Origin of the sequence: Myceligenerans xiligouense, assembly GCF_003814695.1 — a bacterium.
Classification (GTDB): domain Bacteria; phylum Actinomycetota; class Actinomycetes; order Actinomycetales; family Cellulomonadaceae; genus Myceligenerans; species Myceligenerans xiligouense.
In genome coordinates, this window is sequence record NZ_RKQZ01000001.1 from 107463 (window position 1) to 122639 (window position 15177).

13 protein-coding genes are annotated in these 15177 nt (G+C 68.2%); 9 read left to right on the forward strand and 4 right to left on the reverse strand.

Annotated elements, in window-relative coordinates:
• The first annotated feature begins 64 nt into the window (after window positions 1–64).
• Complete coding sequence (locus tag EDD34_RS00445) at window positions 65–463, forward strand: peptidase inhibitor family I36 protein (protein ID WP_170176917.1); 399 nt, start codon at window positions 65–67, stop codon at window positions 461–463.
• 307 nt (window positions 464–770) lie between these two features.
• Window positions 771–1487: a hypothetical protein gene (locus EDD34_RS00450; RefSeq protein WP_123812833.1), complete on the forward strand. Its 717-nt coding sequence runs from the start codon at window positions 771–773 to the stop codon at window positions 1485–1487.
• Between the two features lie 48 nt (window positions 1488–1535).
• Here the strand turns inward: EDD34_RS00450 and EDD34_RS00455 are convergent, their stop codons facing one another.
• Together EDD34_RS00455 and EDD34_RS00460 are read right to left on the reverse strand one after the other, a co-directional pair.
• Window positions 1536–2558, reverse strand: coding sequence for an IS1634 family transposase (locus EDD34_RS00455; protein WP_211341656.1), 1023 nt, complete (start codon window positions 2556–2558; stop codon window positions 1536–1538).
• 340 nt (window positions 2559–2898) lie between these two features.
• Entirely contained in the window at window positions 2899–4161 is a 1263-nt protein-coding gene (locus EDD34_RS00460; protein WP_123812834.1) for an ABC transporter substrate-binding protein, read from the reverse strand.
• 319 nt (window positions 4162–4480) lie between these two features.
• On the opposite strand from EDD34_RS00460, the gene EDD34_RS00465 reads away from it, so the two are divergent.
• Complete coding sequence (locus EDD34_RS00465) at window positions 4481–4684, forward strand: cold-shock protein (RefSeq protein WP_123812835.1); 204 nt, start codon at window positions 4481–4483, stop codon at window positions 4682–4684.
• A gap of 129 nt (window positions 4685–4813) precedes the next feature.
• Here the strand turns inward: EDD34_RS00465 and EDD34_RS00470 are convergent, their stop codons facing one another.
• On the reverse strand, window positions 4814–5617 hold the full coding sequence (locus EDD34_RS00470) for a hypothetical protein (RefSeq protein ID WP_123812836.1): 804 nt from the start codon (window positions 5615–5617) through the stop codon (window positions 4814–4816).
• Between the two features lie 114 nt (window positions 5618–5731).
• Here EDD34_RS00470 and EDD34_RS00475 point away from each other — a divergent pair, with 114 nt between their 5' ends.
• Window positions 5732–6871, forward strand: coding sequence for a threonine aldolase family protein (locus tag EDD34_RS00475; RefSeq protein ID WP_123812837.1), 1140 nt, complete (start codon window positions 5732–5734; stop codon window positions 6869–6871).
• 94 nt (window positions 6872–6965) lie between these two features.
• A complete protein-coding gene (locus EDD34_RS00480) occupies window positions 6966–9221 on the forward strand; it encodes a S9 family peptidase (protein WP_123816224.1) in 2256 nt (751 codons plus the stop codon).
• 25 nt (window positions 9222–9246) lie between these two features.
• Here EDD34_RS00480 and EDD34_RS00485 read toward each other — a convergent pair whose 3' ends face one another.
• On the reverse strand, window positions 9247–10551 hold the full coding sequence (locus EDD34_RS00485; RefSeq protein ID WP_123812838.1) for a glycoside hydrolase family 3 N-terminal domain-containing protein: 1305 nt from the start codon (window positions 10549–10551) through the stop codon (window positions 9247–9249).
• 340 nt (window positions 10552–10891) lie between these two features.
• On the opposite strand from EDD34_RS00485, the gene EDD34_RS00490 reads away from it, so the two are divergent.
• The 4 genes from EDD34_RS00490 to EDD34_RS00505 are packed head-to-tail and all read left to right on the forward strand — an operon-like array spanning window position 10892 to window position 15095.
• Window positions 10892–12316 (forward strand): branched-chain amino acid ABC transporter permease, encoded by a 1425-nt coding sequence (locus tag EDD34_RS00490; protein ID WP_123812839.1) that lies wholly within the window; start codon window positions 10892–10894, stop codon window positions 12314–12316.
• Between the two features lie 13 nt (window positions 12317–12329).
• Complete coding sequence (locus EDD34_RS00495; protein WP_123812840.1) at window positions 12330–13322, forward strand: branched-chain amino acid ABC transporter permease; 993 nt, start codon at window positions 12330–12332, stop codon at window positions 13320–13322.
• On the forward strand, window positions 13312–14292 hold the full coding sequence (locus EDD34_RS00500; RefSeq protein ID WP_123812841.1) for an ABC transporter ATP-binding protein: 981 nt from the start codon (window positions 13312–13314) through the stop codon (window positions 14290–14292). The genes EDD34_RS00495 and EDD34_RS00500 overlap by 11 nt, the downstream gene beginning before the upstream one ends.
• The gene (locus EDD34_RS00505; protein ID WP_123812842.1) at window positions 14289–15095 is read left to right on the forward strand and encodes an ABC transporter ATP-binding protein; all 807 of its coding nucleotides are present in this window, start codon (window positions 14289–14291) and stop codon (window positions 15093–15095) included. The genes EDD34_RS00500 and EDD34_RS00505 overlap by 4 nt, the downstream gene beginning before the upstream one ends.
• The last annotated feature ends 82 nt before the right edge of the window (window positions 15096–15177 follow it).

A 15177-nucleotide genomic window follows, 5' to 3' on the forward strand; every position in this document is an offset into this window, starting at 1 on the left:
TGCGACGCGTCACACCATCATCCAAGCATTGACACAAAACCGACAACCCGGTACATATATGTGTATGAAGATGAATAGCGCAGGTGTGCGACAGACCGCTCTCCGCTTCGGCGTTGCAGCACTGCTTGTAGCGGGCATCACCGCTGGAGGTGCGGTGCCCGCACAGGCGGTGCCGTCCAACTGCTCACCCGGGCTGACCTGCCTCTACGGTTCCGAGGACTATAAGACGGCTGGGGGCGTTTACCGCTTCGAGTTCGGTGTGCCGTCGATCGGTGCCCTTGACAACAAGGTGAAGTCCGTTTACAACTACGGGCGTTCGTGTAACGCCAGGATCTACATGGACACCAACTACACAGGCAGGAACCTCTTGATCCCTCGCGGTGGGGGTTATAAGACGCTGGACTTCTATGACGGAATCTACAATTGGTCGCACTCGGTGAGTTCTGCGAAGTTCGTCTGCTAGCAAAACTACAGGATCAGGATTCCACCCCGTTGTTGATAACATCTCCAGCGGGGTGGAATATTTGATTCTTGAACCTGCTCAGATTTCCCTGTGTGATCGAGTCTCGATCTGATGTGGTGCTTCTATGCGGATTGCCAGAATTCTGTGCGTGTTCATATGTTGCGTCTCCCTGGCGGCATGCACTCCAACCACGGCCGTAAATGGCTCTGATGATGGGCTGTCTTCGAGTGGCAGTGCCACTCGGGGTGGCCAAGTAAGTGCACGGCATCCGGCATGGGATCTTCCGCTCGAGGGGGAATTCGTCGATATGAAACTGTATGGTGCGGCGATCGACAGCGCGGTAAGAAAATGCATGGAGGATGCGGGCTTGGGCTACCCGGTGGAGAAGCTCGACCTTGTACGTGGCGGAACCACCGAGACGCGGAGCGAACTGGGATATCGAATTTTGACGGAGTCTACTGCGAAACGATATGGCTACCGAGACTCTCCCGATCCGAGGGTCGTCGAGGAACGGGAGGTCATGTTCGAGAGGGCCGGCGCTTCATACACTGCGCAGTTCGACAACTGCAGTTCGCGTTCTATCGACGTTGTCCCGGACCTTGCAGGACCGGGAAACGTGATCCTCGCTCTGGACGCCGAAAGCAGGGAGATCGCTTCGTCCGACCCGAATGTTCAGGCTGCGTCAGGGCGGTGGCGTACCTGCATGGTTGACGCATTTCCGGGACTTGAGATCGATGGCCTGCCCGATGACTTCGCCAGCAGGTACCTCAGCCAAGAGCTGAACAACGCGGCACCGGTAGAACCGTCGGAGGAAGAGGTGGCGATCGCGGTTCAGGACGTTGGGTGTCGCGGCCTCACAGAGTTTGATCAAATCTACTATGAGAAGGTTGAAGATGCTCAACGTCGATTGATCACAGAGAACAGGTCAGAACTCAACGATGTACGGCAAGAAATAGAGAGGATCCAGGCGGCGATTGACGCCTTTGTGGAGAAGGACGATGTAGCCGTTGTCAGACGGCCTTGATGGATCTGCATCAGATTAGTCATGTCCGTGTTGCCCGACTTGGCTCATTTAGTGCGTGCGGTGGATGAGGTCGACGGCGGTCTGTAGGTCGTCGGGTAGGGGGTCGGCGGCGGTGATTGTCCGCTCGCCGGCGGTGATGGTGACTTTGCGGTAGCGGCGGGCGGTCTTGACGAGCTTGCGGATGGACCAGCCCGTGGTGCTCTCGATCCATCTGCTGACGGCCAGGGCCGCGAACACGATCGTCAGGTGCGCCTCGATCGAGTGGCAGACGTGATGGAACACGGGCCTGGCTGCTGGGTCGGACTTGGCCATGCGAAAGGACTTCTCGACGTTGAGCAGCGCGGGGGAGGTCGCGATGACGTGTTCAGGGGTGGGGTCGTCGAGGTTGGTGACGTAGGCCTTGATCCCGGCCAGCGCCCGCGCCTTGTTCTTTAATGCCCTGTTGACGGTCTTGGTCGCGCCGGTGAGCTTGACGAACCGGTCGCGCTTGATTGCGGTCTTCCCGGCGACGGCGTTCTTGGCTTTGCGGACCTGCTCGTCGATGCCGTGCAGAGTGCGCCTGGCGCGGGCGGCGGAATGCGCGTAGTAGTACGTGTGGTCACGGCGTTTGTCCGGCGGGCTGGCGGGCCGGGGCTGGGTGAACACGTGCCCGTCGGGGATGTGCTCGCCGGGGTGGTCCTTGCGCCACTTGCTCACGACGTAGGGGACCTCGTTCATCCGCGCTCCCAGGACGAAGGAGCAGTCCAGGACTTCGATCGCGCGCCAGTTCGTCTCGGAGATCATGCCCGCGTCGGCGACGATCACGATGCCCGTCAGCTGGTGGGCGGTCATGAACGCCTGCAGCACCGGGACCATGGTCGTGGTCTCGGCACGGTTGCCCTCGAACGCGCGGACCATTAGCGGGAACCCCGCCTGGTCGGTCAGGAGCCCAACGGTGATCTGCGGCTCCAGCCTGCGTTCCTTGGAGAACCCGGGCTCGCGGAAACCGTCACCTTCTGGGCCTCGAAGCGTAGCGTCGTGACGTCGTAGAGGCAGTACGTCGCCGATCCCGGCGCGACGTGCTCGGCGCAGGCCTTGGCCAACCGAGCCCGCAACGGGCCACCGGTCGGATCGGTGACCAGCGACCCGGCATCCTGCGCGTCACCCGGTCGGCATCGAGCGGGGTAACGGCTCGATCCGCGCCCAGGCCGTATCCGTCAGCTCACCACGTCCAACACCCAACTACCGGCTCCGTGACCTGACTATTCGCAGGACAGGCCCTAGGTTGCACCCTGGCGACCAACACCATCGACTCCGACCACAGCTACTGCCGAAACAACGAACGGGAGCCCGGCCGCTGGCCGGACTCCCGATATGAAGGATGACGCGGAACATCTATGAACGATGTCCCGCGTCATCACATCAGGTCAGGTCATCCAATCGAACCCTCGACCGCGTTGGTCCACTCGATCGTGTTGTCCTCCTGGTACTCGTACACGCCGATGAACGCGGACGACGGGTCGTTCTCCTCGTTCAGCGGGCCGATGCCCGAGACGCCGACGTAGCGGATCTCGTCACCGTTCTCGAGCGCCTCGACGCCCTCCTCGAAGGAGGTCACCTCGACACTGCCCTCCTCGGCACCGGAGACCGCTTTGATGTTCTCCGAGATGGTCGCACCGTTGGTGCCCTCGCCGCGGACCGCTGCGAGCGCGGCCAGGATCGTGGCGTCGTAGGACTCGGGACCGTAGGAGTAGTCCTCGAGCGGTGAGCCCTCGGTCTCCTCGTAGTAGTCCGAGAGGCGCTGCTGGAAGTCCTCCTCGGCCTGCGCACCCGGGATGGTGCCGACCACACCGCTGAGCGTGCCCTCGTCGAACTCGCCCTCGTAGGAGGCGGTGTTGCCGTCGCAGAAGTAGGTGGTGCCGTCGAACTCCCAGCCCTGGGCCAGCAGCTCGGCCACGATCGCCTTGGTCTCCTCGAAAGCGATGATGTTGATCGCGTCGGGCTCCTGCGCGAGCAGGTCGGTCACCTGGGAGGCGAAGTTCGTCTCGCCGGGCTGGAACTCCTGGCCCTCGCCGGTGCCGCCGTAGACGATCTCGGCGCCACCCTCCTCGAGCGTCTTCTGCACGTTGTCACGCAGACCGGTGCCGTAGTCCTCGTTCTGGACCAGGAAGCCGACGGTCTGGTGACCGTCATCCAGGACGAGGTTGCCGAGCGCTGCACCCTGCACGGTGTCCGGCGGAGCAGTCCGTGCGTAGAAGTCGCTGTAGCCGGAGAGGTTGGCCGCAGTGTTCGCAGGGGAGATCTCCATGATCTCCTGCTCGGCGAACTTGTCGACGACGCGAAGGGACACTGCCGACGATGCCGCGCCGATCACGACCGACACGTCTTGGCTGATCAGGTCGGTTGCAGTGGAGTCCGCAACCGAGAAGTCGGTCGTGTCACCCGAGTCGCCCGGGACCAGTTCGACATCGTTGCCCAGCACACCACCGGCCTCGTTGATGTCGTCGATCGCCAGGCCCACGCCGGCGACCTCGGGCGGCCCGAGGAACGCGAGGGTGCCGGTGATAGGCAGGATGGTGCCCACCTTCAAGGGCTCATCGGAGCCTTCGCCCGAGGTTGTCGAGCAGGCCGTGAGGCCAAGGCTGAGAACCGCGGCGAGCGCAAGCCCGCGTGCGGCCGTGGAACGTCGATTCATGCTCATTCCCTTCAAACGGGAGTAGATCTGCATGACGCGGCACCTTGCCCCGTCGTGCCGTCGAACGTAGTCATGCTGTGTCACGCGAGTGTGACGAGCGCCTCCGCCAGTCGGATCGTTACGGTGATGTGACCTCGGCGTGACTGGTTTTCTCCCGGAACGTTCACTGCACCGCCCGCACATATCACAGGCCGAGTGGCAGATCCGTGTGTAGGCTTGGTGCCGTTGCAGTGCGATCGTTCTTCCAAGAGATGACGACGACACCGTGATTGACCGCGATCCCGAAGGCCGGGGTCGTCACCTCTTGCAAGGAGCAAGCATGGCATTCGGAACCGTCAAGTGGTTCAACGCTGAGAAGGGCTTCGGCTTCATCGCCCCCGAGGAGGGTGGCAGCGACGTCTTCGCCCACTACAGCGCGATTCAGACCAACGGCTACCGCACGCTGGAGGAGAACCAGCGCGTGGAGTTCGACGTGAAGCAGGGCCCCAAGGGCCTGCAGGCGGAGAACATCCGCCCCGCGTGATCTGAGCCGGGCTCCGGCCCGAAACCACGAAGGGCCCGACCCCCTTGGGGGTCGGGCCCTTTCCGGTCGGCGCCCGGGCGGGTGTTCCGGCGAGGTGCCAGGAGTCCCGGGGCGGATGGCAGTTCGGGGTCAGAAGTCTCCGCCGAAGTCGAAGCCACCGCCGTCGTCGCCGCCACCGCCGAACATGTCGCCGAAGAAGCCCCCGCCGTCGCCGCCGGCCGCCTCGGCCCCGGCGTCCATGCCTGACGCCTCGACAACGCCCGGATCGCCGGCGTCACCCGCGTCGGCACCGGCAAGGCCCGGGTCCTCGGCACCGGCGTCCTCGCCGACGGCACCTTCCTCGCCGGCCTCCTCGGTCTCGGCCCCTTCGGCCTCCGCGTCTGCCGCGTGCTCCTGGGTCGGGTCGCCGAAGGTCGGGCCGAACAGCGCGTTCGCGACGGCGGAGCCGATGACCATGCCACCGATCGTGCCGAGCAGGCTCGCACCGAGCATCGAGCCGAACGAGGGCCCGCCGAAGCTGCGCTGCAGCGTGCCGGGCTCGCGCATCTCGGCCCGGGTCGCCGTGCGGGCGAGCTCCCGCGGGTCGTCGGAGGTCGCCTGCTCGTGCGGGGGCACACTCGAGTTCAGTTCGGCGAGGACCTTCTGGCGCTGCTCCGGCGTGAGCTTCTCGAACGCCTCCGCGTGCGCCTGCTCGACGGCGTCCGGCGGCGCCGTGCGCAGCATGTACTTGTAGCGGTCGATGGCGATGTCGTCCGGGGTGCGGCTCTCGGCCTGCTGGGCGGGCGGCGCGGCGCCCTGTCCGGGGAAGGTCGCCGGCTGCGCTCCGTACTGCGGTGCGGCCGTCGGAGCCTGGCCTCCCTGCGAGCCGTACGGCCCGTACTGCTGGTAGGGGTCCTTCGGCTCACGGCCGAGGAGTCGGTCGAGGAAGCCCATCTCATCCCTTTCGTCGGTAGCTAGAGTAGCTATCCACCCAACGAGTACCCGCTCTTCTTGGTTCCGGCGGGCCGAACGGCGGCCAGCTGCAGAAGGCCGGCCGATAATGACGGTGTGCAGCACTTCGCCTCCGACAACTACGCTCCCGTCCACCCCGAGGTCATGGCCGCCGTCGTGGCCGCGAACGACGGGCCGGACGTCCCCTACGGGGACGACGCCACCACGGAACGCCTCCAGGCGCGGACCCGCGAGATCTTCGGCTCGAAGGCCGCCGCGTTCCCGGTGCTGATCGGCACGGGCGCCAACGTGATCAGCTTGATGGCGGCGGCGCCGCGCTGGGGCGGAGCGGTGCTGAGCGACGTCGCACACGCGAACACCGACGAGAACGGCGCACCGGAACGGGTCGGCGGGCTCAAGCTCCTCGTCTGCCCGTCCACCCACGGCCGCATCACCACCGAGGCCGTGCGTGCCTGGGCGGGCGATCTCGGCAACCCGCACCGCGCACAGCCTGCCGTGCTCTCCCTGACGCAGGCCACGGAGCTCGGCACCGTCTACCCGCTCGACGAGCTGAGGTCGCTGGCGGCCACCGCCCACGACCTCGGGATGCTCGTGCACGTGGACGGATCGCGGCTCGCCAACGCGGCGGCGTCCCTGGGGACGGGACTGCGGGAGCTCACCACGGACGCCGGGGTGGACATCCTCTCGCTCGGCGTGGCGAAGAACGGCGGGATGATCGGCGAGGCCGTGGTGGTGCTGGACGGCGGAGCCGACGCCGGGCTCGCCGAGTCGATCCCGTACCTGCGCAAGCAGACGATGCAGCTTGCCTCGAAGGCGCGGTTCGTGTCGGCGCAGCTCCTCGCGCTCCTGGGCGAGCCGGGCAGTGCGGCGGCATCGCGCCTGCAGGATACGCCGGGCGGGCAGGCCGCCCGGACCGCGGCGACGCCGTCGGACGCCGACCCTCTCTGGTTGCGCAACGCGCGGCACGCGAACGCCATGGCGACGCGCCTGCGGGCGGGCATCGAGCGCGCCCTGCCCGGAGACGTCGTGCGCGTCACCCATCCCACGGAGGCGAACGTCGTCTTCGCGACGCTGCCGCGGCGGGCGGCGGACGTGGCGCGCCAACGGTTCCGCTTCTACGACTGGGCCCACGGCGAGACCCCGGACCGGGTCGAGGCCCGGTGGATGTGCGCGTGGGACACCACGGAGGACGACGTCGACCGGTTCGTCGAGGTGATCGGCGCCGCGACCGGGTAAACCGATTTCGGCCCGGTTCGGGGGAGCGGAACCTGTGGATTCTTCGTCGTGCACGCCGCGGCGACATTAGGCTGATGCGGTGGATCAGACCGTCATGCCGCCCGCCGCGGCCCGCCGACCCACCGCCCGCACCCATCACGGTGACACGTTCACCGACGAGTACGAGTGGCTGCGCGTGAAGGAGGACCCGGAGGTCGTCGCGCACCTCGAGGCGGAGAACTCCTACACGACGGCACGCCTCGAGCACCTCGCGCCGCTGCGCCAGTCCATCTTCGACGAGATCAAGTCCCGCACGCAGGAGACGGACCTCTCGCTCCCGTCGCGCGACGGGAACTGGTGGTACTACTCCCGCACCGAGGAGGGAAAGCAGTACCCGATCCACGCGCGGTACGAGGTCAGCGATCCGGACGACTGGAAGCCGCGGGTCCTGGAGCCGGGCGAGCCCGTGCCCGGCGAGCAGTTGCTGCTCGACCAGAACGTCGAGGCCGACGGCCACGACTTCTTCTCGCTGGGCACGTTCGACGTGTCCGACGACGGCGGCCTCCTCCTCTATGCCGTCGACACGGCGGGCGACGAGCGCTACACGCTGCGCATCCGCGACCTGGCCACGGGCACCGACCTGGACGACGAGGTGATCGGCACCGCCCCGGGGGCGTTCTTCGCGCCCGACGGCGTCCACGTCTTCTACCAGACCGTGGACGAGGCGTGGCGCCCGCACCGCCTCTGGCGGCACCGCATCGGGACGTCGCGGGACGACGACGTGATGGTGTTCGACGAGCCCGACGAGCGGTACTGGATGGGCGCGGGAGTGTCCCGCTCCAAGAAGTACCTGATGATCGAGCTCGCCTCCAAGGTGACCAGCGAGTGCTGGATCCTCGAGGCCGACCACCCCACCGGCGAGTTCCGCTGCGTTCGGCCCCGGGCCGAGGGCGTGGAGTACTCGGTGGAGCACGCGGTCCTGCCGGCGGCCGGCTCGACCGGCGGGGGCGCCGGCCGCGACGTGTTCCTGATCCTGCACAACGCGAACGCGGAGAACTTCGAGCTCACGGTCGCGGACGTGCCCGGGCCCGAGGGCGCGGCCGGGTGGGGCGACGTCGTCGTGCCGCACGACCCGGAGGTTCGGCTGGAGGGCATCTCCGCCTCCGAGCGCTACCTGGTCCTGTACTACCGGCGCGGCGCGATCGGGCGCAGCGGGATCCTGCGGCTCGACACGCCGGGTGGGGCGGTCCGCCCGCCCGTTGCCTCGGCGGATCAGTCGCCGGCGCCGGAGATCAGGCCGCAGCTCATGGAGTCCGGCAGGCCGGCGGTCGGGCCGGCCGGGACCGCCTGGCGCTTCGAGGAGATCACCTTCGGGCAGGAGCTGGAGTCCGTGGGCGCCGGCGTCGGGGTCTGGGAGCAGCCGAACCTGCTGGTCGGGTACACCTCGTTCGTGACGCCGTCGGCCGTCTACGACTACGACGTGGCCACCGGTGAGCGCACGCTCCTCAAGCAGACGCCCGTGCTCGGCGGCTTCGACGCGGACGAGTACGCGCAGCGCCGTGAGTGGGCCGTCGCCGAGGACGGCACGCGCGTCCCGATCTCACTGGTCTGGCGCAAGGACCGCGTGGCGCTCGGGGACGACGGCCTGCCCGCCGCCCCCGCTCCCGTGCTGCTCTACGGCTACGGCGCCTACGAGATGTCGCTCGACCCGTACTTCTCGATCCCGCGCCTCTCGCTGCTCGAACGGGGCGTGGTGTTCGCGATCGCGCACGTCCGCGGTGGTGGCGAGATGGGCCGGCACTGGTACGACGGCGGCAAGCTCGGCCACAAGCGCAACACCTTCACCGACTTCGTGGCGTGCGCGCGGCACCTCGCCGCCGCGGGCTGGACCACGCCGGGACGGACGGTGGCGGACGGCGGCTCCGCCGGCGGCCTGCTCGTCGGCGCGGCCCTGAACCTCGCGCCCGACGCGTTCGGCGGCGTGCTTGCCGGCGTGCCGTTCGTGGACGCGCTGACGTCCATGCTCGACCCGTCCCTGCCGCTGACGGTCACGGAGTGGGACGAGTGGGGCGACCCGCTGCACGACGCCGCCGTGTACGGCTACATGAAGGCGTACAGCCCGTACGAGAACATCCCCGACGACGCCTCGCACTACCCGCAGATCCTGGCCACCACGTCGTTCAACGACACCCGGGTGATGTACGTCGAGCCGGCGAAGTGGGTCGCGCGCCTCCGTGCGGCGGGCGCGCCCGCTCTGCTCAAGATCGAGATGCAGGCGGGCCACGGTGGTGTCTCGGGGCGCTACGCGGCGTGGGAGCAGATCGCGTTCGAGCACGCCTGGATCCTCCAGGTCCTGGGGCTCGCCGACTGAGCCGGGTGATGCCGTGTGAGCCGTGTCAGCCGATCAAGGCGGACTTGGCGGTGAGGACCCGGGCGGCCGCCTCGTCGATCCGGCTCGCGAAGCCCGGGTCCCGCTCGGCACGCTCCACCAGCGCCTGAGCCATGGGCGCCGCGGTCGTCGGGTCGGCGGAGGCCAGAACCAGGTCGACGCCGGCCTCGACCGCCAGCACCGCACGGTCGCCCGGCGTCCATGCCTGGACCTGCGCCGCGGCGGCGAGGTCGTCGGTCATGATGACGCCGTCGAACCCGAGGTCGTCGCGCAGCAGGTCGATCGCCGCGGGGCTGAACACGGCCGGCCGCTCGGCGTCGATCTTCGTGTAGACGGCCGACGACATCATCACGAACTCGCTCCCCGACTCCACGTTCGCGGCGAAGGCCGCGACGGACTTCGCGTCCGGCCCGGTCACGGTGTCGGTCACGTCCGTGGCCGTGTCGGTGTTCCCGACCACGAGGCCGAGCCCGGGGAAGTGCTTGGGTGCCGTGGCGACGCCGGCGGCGCGCTGCCCCTGCCCGAAAGCCACCGACCCGGCCACCACGGAGTCCAGCGTGTACCCGTAGTTGCGCCGGTTCGCACCGATCGGAGCGTTCGACGCCGCCGAGGCCGCCAGCACCACGTCCGCCACCGGCGCCAGGTTGAGGTTCACTCCGACGTCGGCCAGCTCCGCGCCCCAGGTCTCGGCGTTGCGGCGCAGCTCGTCGGGGGACATGGCGGCCTGGTCCACGGCGCTCGGCAGATCGCTGAACCCGTCACCGCGGAGCACCTGCACGGTGCCGCCCTCCTGGTCGGTGGCGACGAGCATGAGCGGGTCGCGCGGGTTCTCCGCGGCGCCGAGGGTTCGGAAATCGACCACCAGACGTCGCACGGGAGCCTGCCCCGCCTGGGTCCTGCCGTGCAGGAAGATGTTCGCCACGTGGTGTTCCTGGATCACGGCGGCCGCCGTGTCGCGCCCGCCGCTCACCGGCACGCCGACCATGATGATCTCCCCGACCTTCTCCTCGAGGGTCATCCGCTCCAGGAGTTCCCTCCCCGAGGGCGCTGTCGGGTCGGCGGACCGCGACGGTTCCGGGGAGGCGGAGGTGGACGACGGCGCGGCCGTCGTCGGGCCGGAAGCCGTTCCGGGAGGTGCCGTGGACCCGGAAGGCGACGGCGTCGCGGATCCGGAAGGCGCCGTGGTTCCGGAAGGCGTCGTGGTCCCAGGGGTGGGGGACGACGACGGGCGGGGCGTCCCGGCCTGGCCGCCGCACCCCGCGGTGGCGAGGAGGAGCAGGACGGTCACGAGCCGCGCGAGCCTGGAAGTCATTGGCCCAGTATCGCGGCTCGGCCCAGGGCACGTGCGGTCGCCCCCGATCGCCGCGGGACAGGTTCGGAAGTCCGACTGTCAAGGGCCCTGGTGCCCGGTTTTGGCGGATGCGACCAGGCTTGGCCGGCGAGTGACCAAGGGGATGCCGAATCGTAACCGCCTCCGTGCCATGGGATCGTGGATGTGAAACACGCCGCGGCTACACTTCCGGCACTGTTGGGAATCCGCGGCGGTTCAGGGCCTGTTCAGTGTTACTGAACTCCTTTGGTCACCTGCGGTTCCCGAACTGTCCGAGCAACCCTCGGACATCTGGCACTGAAGACCACGGAGGACCCGGCACATGACAGCCGACCGACCGATGATCGCGACAGCCCCACGGCGCCTGCTCGCCGTGATCATGGCTGCGTTCGCGGCGCTGATCTCGGGCGCGGTGATGTTCGCCGTACCCGCGGGAGCGGCGATCGACGACATCGCGACAGACTGCACGCCCGACGCGAGTACCACCTGTGTCTCGCCGATCGTGCTCGACGAGAACCGGGATCCCGTGCCGGGCGTGGAGGTCTCCATCGCCGGCGAGGAGTTCGAGGCCGTCGTCACCACGACCGGCGAGGGACCCGTGTCCGTGGAGGTGCCCCAGCGCGGCACCTACACGCTGACCGTGAACACGGACACGCTTCCCGACGACACGCACGCCGATCCCACGGAGCGCGAACTCAGCGCCCAGACCGGCGCGACCGCGCGTGGTGCGTTCACGATCGGCAGGGGTCCGGCGCCGGACCCGGACGCGTCCGAGACCGAGACCGAGACCGGCGCGCCGGCTGACGATCCGGGCGCGGAAGGAGCGGAAGGGCTCGTCGAGGAGGACGTGAGCGTCTCCGGCCTGCCGTCGTTCGGACAGGTCTGGCAGCAGGTCGGCTCGGGCCTCCGGTTCGGTCTGCTGCTGGCGCTCGCCTCGGTGGGCCTCAGCCTCATCTTCGGCACCACCGGTATCTCGTCGTTCTCCCACGGCGAGCAGGTCGTCATCGGCGCGATGGGCGGCTTCATCCTGATCAACCAGCTGGGCCTGCCGGTCTGGGTCGCCGCGCTGCTGATCGTCGTCATCGGAGGCCTCACGGGTCTGCTCCAGGACGCGGCGATCTGGCGCCCGCTACGCCGGCGAGGCACTCCCGCGGCACAGCTCATGCTCGTGACCATCGGTCTCTCGCTCGCCCTGCAGTACGCGCTGCAGTGGCGAGAGAGCGGGTCCATGCGAATCATCACCACCAACCCGGTGCCGACGACGATCGCGGGGATCACCCTCAGCCGGGCCTCGTGGATCTCGATGGCGGTCGCCCTGGTCGTGATCATCGGCATCGCGCTGCTGCTCACCAAGACCCGGATCGGCCGGGCCATCCGCGCCGTCGCCGACAACCGGGCGCTCGCCTCGGCCACCGGGATCGACCCGGACGCCGTCGTCCGCATCGTGTGGGTCTCGGCCACCGCGCTCGCCGCGCTCGCCGGTCTGCTCATCGGGATCTCGTTCGGATCCTTCACCTGGAACCTGGGCGTCCAGCTCCTGCTGCTGATGTTCGCCGCCGTGACCCTCGGTGGTCTCGGCACGGCGTACGGGGCACTCGTGGGGTCCATCCTGATCGGCCTCGTCGTCGAACTTGCCGGGCTGGTCATTCCCAGCGACGTGCGTTACGCGACCGCCCTGCTGATCCTCATCCTCGTCCTCCTGATCCGGCCGCAGGGCATCCTCGGCAGCCGCGAGCGGATCGGCTGAAGGGAGCCTCGTCATGGAAGAACTGCTTCGAGTACTCACTCTGGCCCTCGGGGAGCTGCTGGCGCCGGCCACCGCCGCGTACGCACTCGCCGCGATCGGCCTGAACGTCCACTTCGGCTACACGGGACTGCTGAACGTCGGCCAGGCCGGCTTCATGCTTCTCGGTGCCTACGGGTTCGGCATCGCGACGATCTCCGGCGCCCCGTTCTGGGTCGCGCTGATCATCGCGATGGCCGCCGGAACCCTCTTCGCGGTCGTCCTCGGTCTGCCCACGCTGAAACTGCGGGGCGACTACCTGGCGATCGTGACCATCTCGGCCGCGGAGATCATCCGCATGCTCGGGCGATCCACCATGTTCGACGAGTACACCGGTGGGGCCGCGGGCATCCGGGGTGGCGACTACAAGGGGTCGTTCCAGGACCTGTCGTTCCTGCCGGACGGCCGCACCATGGTCGGTCCGCTCGAATACCTCAACAACGGCTCCGACTCGTGGTGGACGCGCATCTTCGCGTGGAGCCTCGTGGTGCTGGCGCTGATCGTCGTCTGGCTGCTCACCCGCAGTCCGTGGGGGCGCGTGCTCAAGGGTGTGCGGGAGGACGAGGACGCTGTCCGCGCTCTGGGTAAGAGCGTCTACTCGTACAAGATGCAGGCGCTCGTCCTGGGTGGCGTACTCGGCGCGCTTGCGGGTGTGATCTTCATCATGCCCGGCAACTTGGCGCCAGATGCCATGGGCCGCACGATGACGTTCTGGGTGTGGACGGTGATGTTGCTGGGTGGTGCCGCGACGTTGTTCGGCCCGGTTCTCGGGTCGATGCTGTTCTTCTTCGTGTACATGCTCGTGCGCACGGGGATGCGGACCGACGTCATGGACTTCCTGCCCATCCCGACCCAGAACGTCGACCACGTCGCGGGTGTCCTCGTGGGTGTGACCCTCATGCTGATCGTGATCTTCCGACCACAGGGGATCCTGGGGAACAAGAAGGAGCTGGCCCTCGATGCCCGATGAGAAGACCGTGAACGAGAACGACGCCGGGGCCGGCGCGGGTGGCGACGAGCAGGACGCGCCCGTCCTGAGCGAGACCGCGAAGCGGGCCGGGCGGGACCTGTCGCACGTCGCGCCGGAGGTGGGCGTCGCCAAGCCGGACGCGATCCTGACGGCGCGCGGTGTGCAGCGTCGCTTCGGCGGCATGACGGCCGTCGACGTCGACTACCTGGAGGTCGAGCGGGGCACGATCACCGCGCTCATCGGGCCGAACGGTGCCGGGAAGACGACCTTCTTCAACCTGCTCACCGGCTTCGACAAGCCGAACCAGGGTTCGTGGACGTTCCAGGGCGAGCCCATCGCCCACAAGAGCGCGGCGCGTGTCGCGCGAGCGGGAATGGTGCGGACCTTCCAGCTCACCAAGGCGCTGTCGCGCCTGACGGTGCTGGAGAACGTGCTGCTCGCGGCGACCAAGAACCCGGGCGAGCGCATGTTCGCGTCGATGTTCCAGCCGATCTGGGCCGGTACGGAGGCGCGCAACAAGGAGAAGGCCCTCGAGATCCTCGAGCGCTTCAAGCTCGACACGATGCGCGACGAGTTCGCGGGGTCGCTGTCGGGCGGCCAGCGCAAGCTGCTCGAGATGGCACGCGCGCTGATGACCGACCCGGCCATGATCATGCTCGACGAGCCGATGGCGGGCGTGAACCCGGCGCTCGTGCAGTCGCTCCTGGGGCACATCCAGGACCTGCGCGACGAGGGCATGTCGGTGCTCTTCGTGGAGCACGACATGCATGCCGTGCGGCACATCTCCGACTGGGTCGTCGTCATGGCGGAGGGCCGGATCGTGGCGGAGGGACCGCCCGGGTCCGTGATGAAGAACGAAGCGGTGGTGGACGCCTACCTGGGCGCGCACCACGACACCGACCTGGGTGACGACGCGCTGCTCGACCCCGAGGTGCTGGCCCGGCTCGAAGCCGAGGAGGAGAAGCGATGACCGAGGCGACCGCGACGCAGGAGGCGGCTGCGGAGAGCGGCCCGACGCCGGGCCTTCCGGCCGACAAGGAGCTTCTGCTCAAGGCCGACAACCTGATCGCCGGCTACGTGCCCGGCGTGAACATCCTCAACGGATGCTCGATCGAGGTCGGCAAGGGCGAGCTCGTCGGGATCATCGGCCCGAACGGCGCCGGCAAGTCCACGCTGCTCAAGGCTCTGTTCGGGCTGGTGAACGTCACCTCCGGCACCGTGACGCTGGAGGGCCAGGACATCACCGGCATGAAGGCGAACTCGCTCGTCGCGCGGGGCGTGGGGTTCGTGCCGCAGACGAACAACGTGTTCCCCTCGCTCACCGTCGAGGAGAACATGCGAATGGGTGTGTACCTGCGCCCGAGGACGTTCGACGAGCGGTTCGAGTTCATCGTCGACCTCTTCCCCACGCTGGGGGAGCGGCGCGGCCAGCGGGCGGGTGCGATGTCGGGCGGTGAGCGGCAGATGGTCGCGATGGCCCGCGCGCTCATGATGAACCCGTCCGTGCTGCTGCTCGACGAGCCGTCGGCGGGTCTGTCGCCCGTGCGGCAGGACGAGGCGTTCCTGCGCACCCGGATGATCAACAAGGCCGGCGTGTCCGTGATCATGGTCGAGCAGAACGCGCGGCGCTGCCTGCAGATCTGTGACCGGGGCTACGTGCTCGACCAGGGCAAGGACGCGTACACCGGCACCGGCCAGGAACTGCAGGCCGACCCGAAGGTGATCTCCCTCTACCTGGGGACCCTGGCGGAGGACGTCGAGAAGGGGAACTAGTTCTGCCGGCTCACGAGGGGCGGCGCCCAGGACGACAACCCCCGTGACGACCGACGACGCCGGCCCGCATCCTCCACCAGAG

What these genes read in the sequence shown, in the direction of transcription:
- EDD34_RS00445 (WP_170176917.1), top strand. Translation starts at nt 65, where the DNA reads ATGAAGATGAATAGCGCAGGTGTGCGACAGACCGCTCTCCGCTTCGGC.
- EDD34_RS00500 (WP_123812841.1), top strand. Translation starts at nt 13,312, where the DNA reads ATGCCCGATGAGAAGACCGTGAACGAGAACGACGCCGGGGCCGGCGCG.
- EDD34_RS00465 (WP_123812835.1), top strand. Translation starts at nt 4,481, where the DNA reads ATGGCATTCGGAACCGTCAAGTGGTTCAACGCTGAGAAGGGCTTCGGC.
- EDD34_RS00490 (WP_123812839.1), top strand. Translation starts at nt 10,892, where the DNA reads ATGACAGCCGACCGACCGATGATCGCGACAGCCCCACGGCGCCTGCTC.
- EDD34_RS00460 (WP_123812834.1), bottom strand. Translation starts at nt 4,161, where the DNA reads ATGAATCGACGTTCCACGGCCGCACGCGGGCTTGCGCTCGCCGCGGTT.
- EDD34_RS00450 (WP_123812833.1), top strand. Translation starts at nt 771, where the DNA reads ATGAAACTGTATGGTGCGGCGATCGACAGCGCGGTAAGAAAATGCATG.
- EDD34_RS00485 (WP_123812838.1), bottom strand. Translation starts at nt 10,551, where the DNA reads ATGACTTCCAGGCTCGCGCGGCTCGTGACCGTCCTGCTCCTCCTCGCC.
- EDD34_RS00470 (WP_123812836.1), bottom strand. Translation starts at nt 5,617, where the DNA reads ATGGGCTTCCTCGACCGACTCCTCGGCCGTGAGCCGAAGGACCCCTAC.
- EDD34_RS00505 (WP_123812842.1), top strand. Translation starts at nt 14,289, where the DNA reads ATGACCGAGGCGACCGCGACGCAGGAGGCGGCTGCGGAGAGCGGCCCG.
- EDD34_RS00495 (WP_123812840.1), top strand. Translation starts at nt 12,330, where the DNA reads ATGGAAGAACTGCTTCGAGTACTCACTCTGGCCCTCGGGGAGCTGCTG.
- EDD34_RS00480 (WP_123816224.1), top strand. Translation starts at nt 6,966, where the DNA reads ATGCCGCCCGCCGCGGCCCGCCGACCCACCGCCCGCACCCATCACGGT.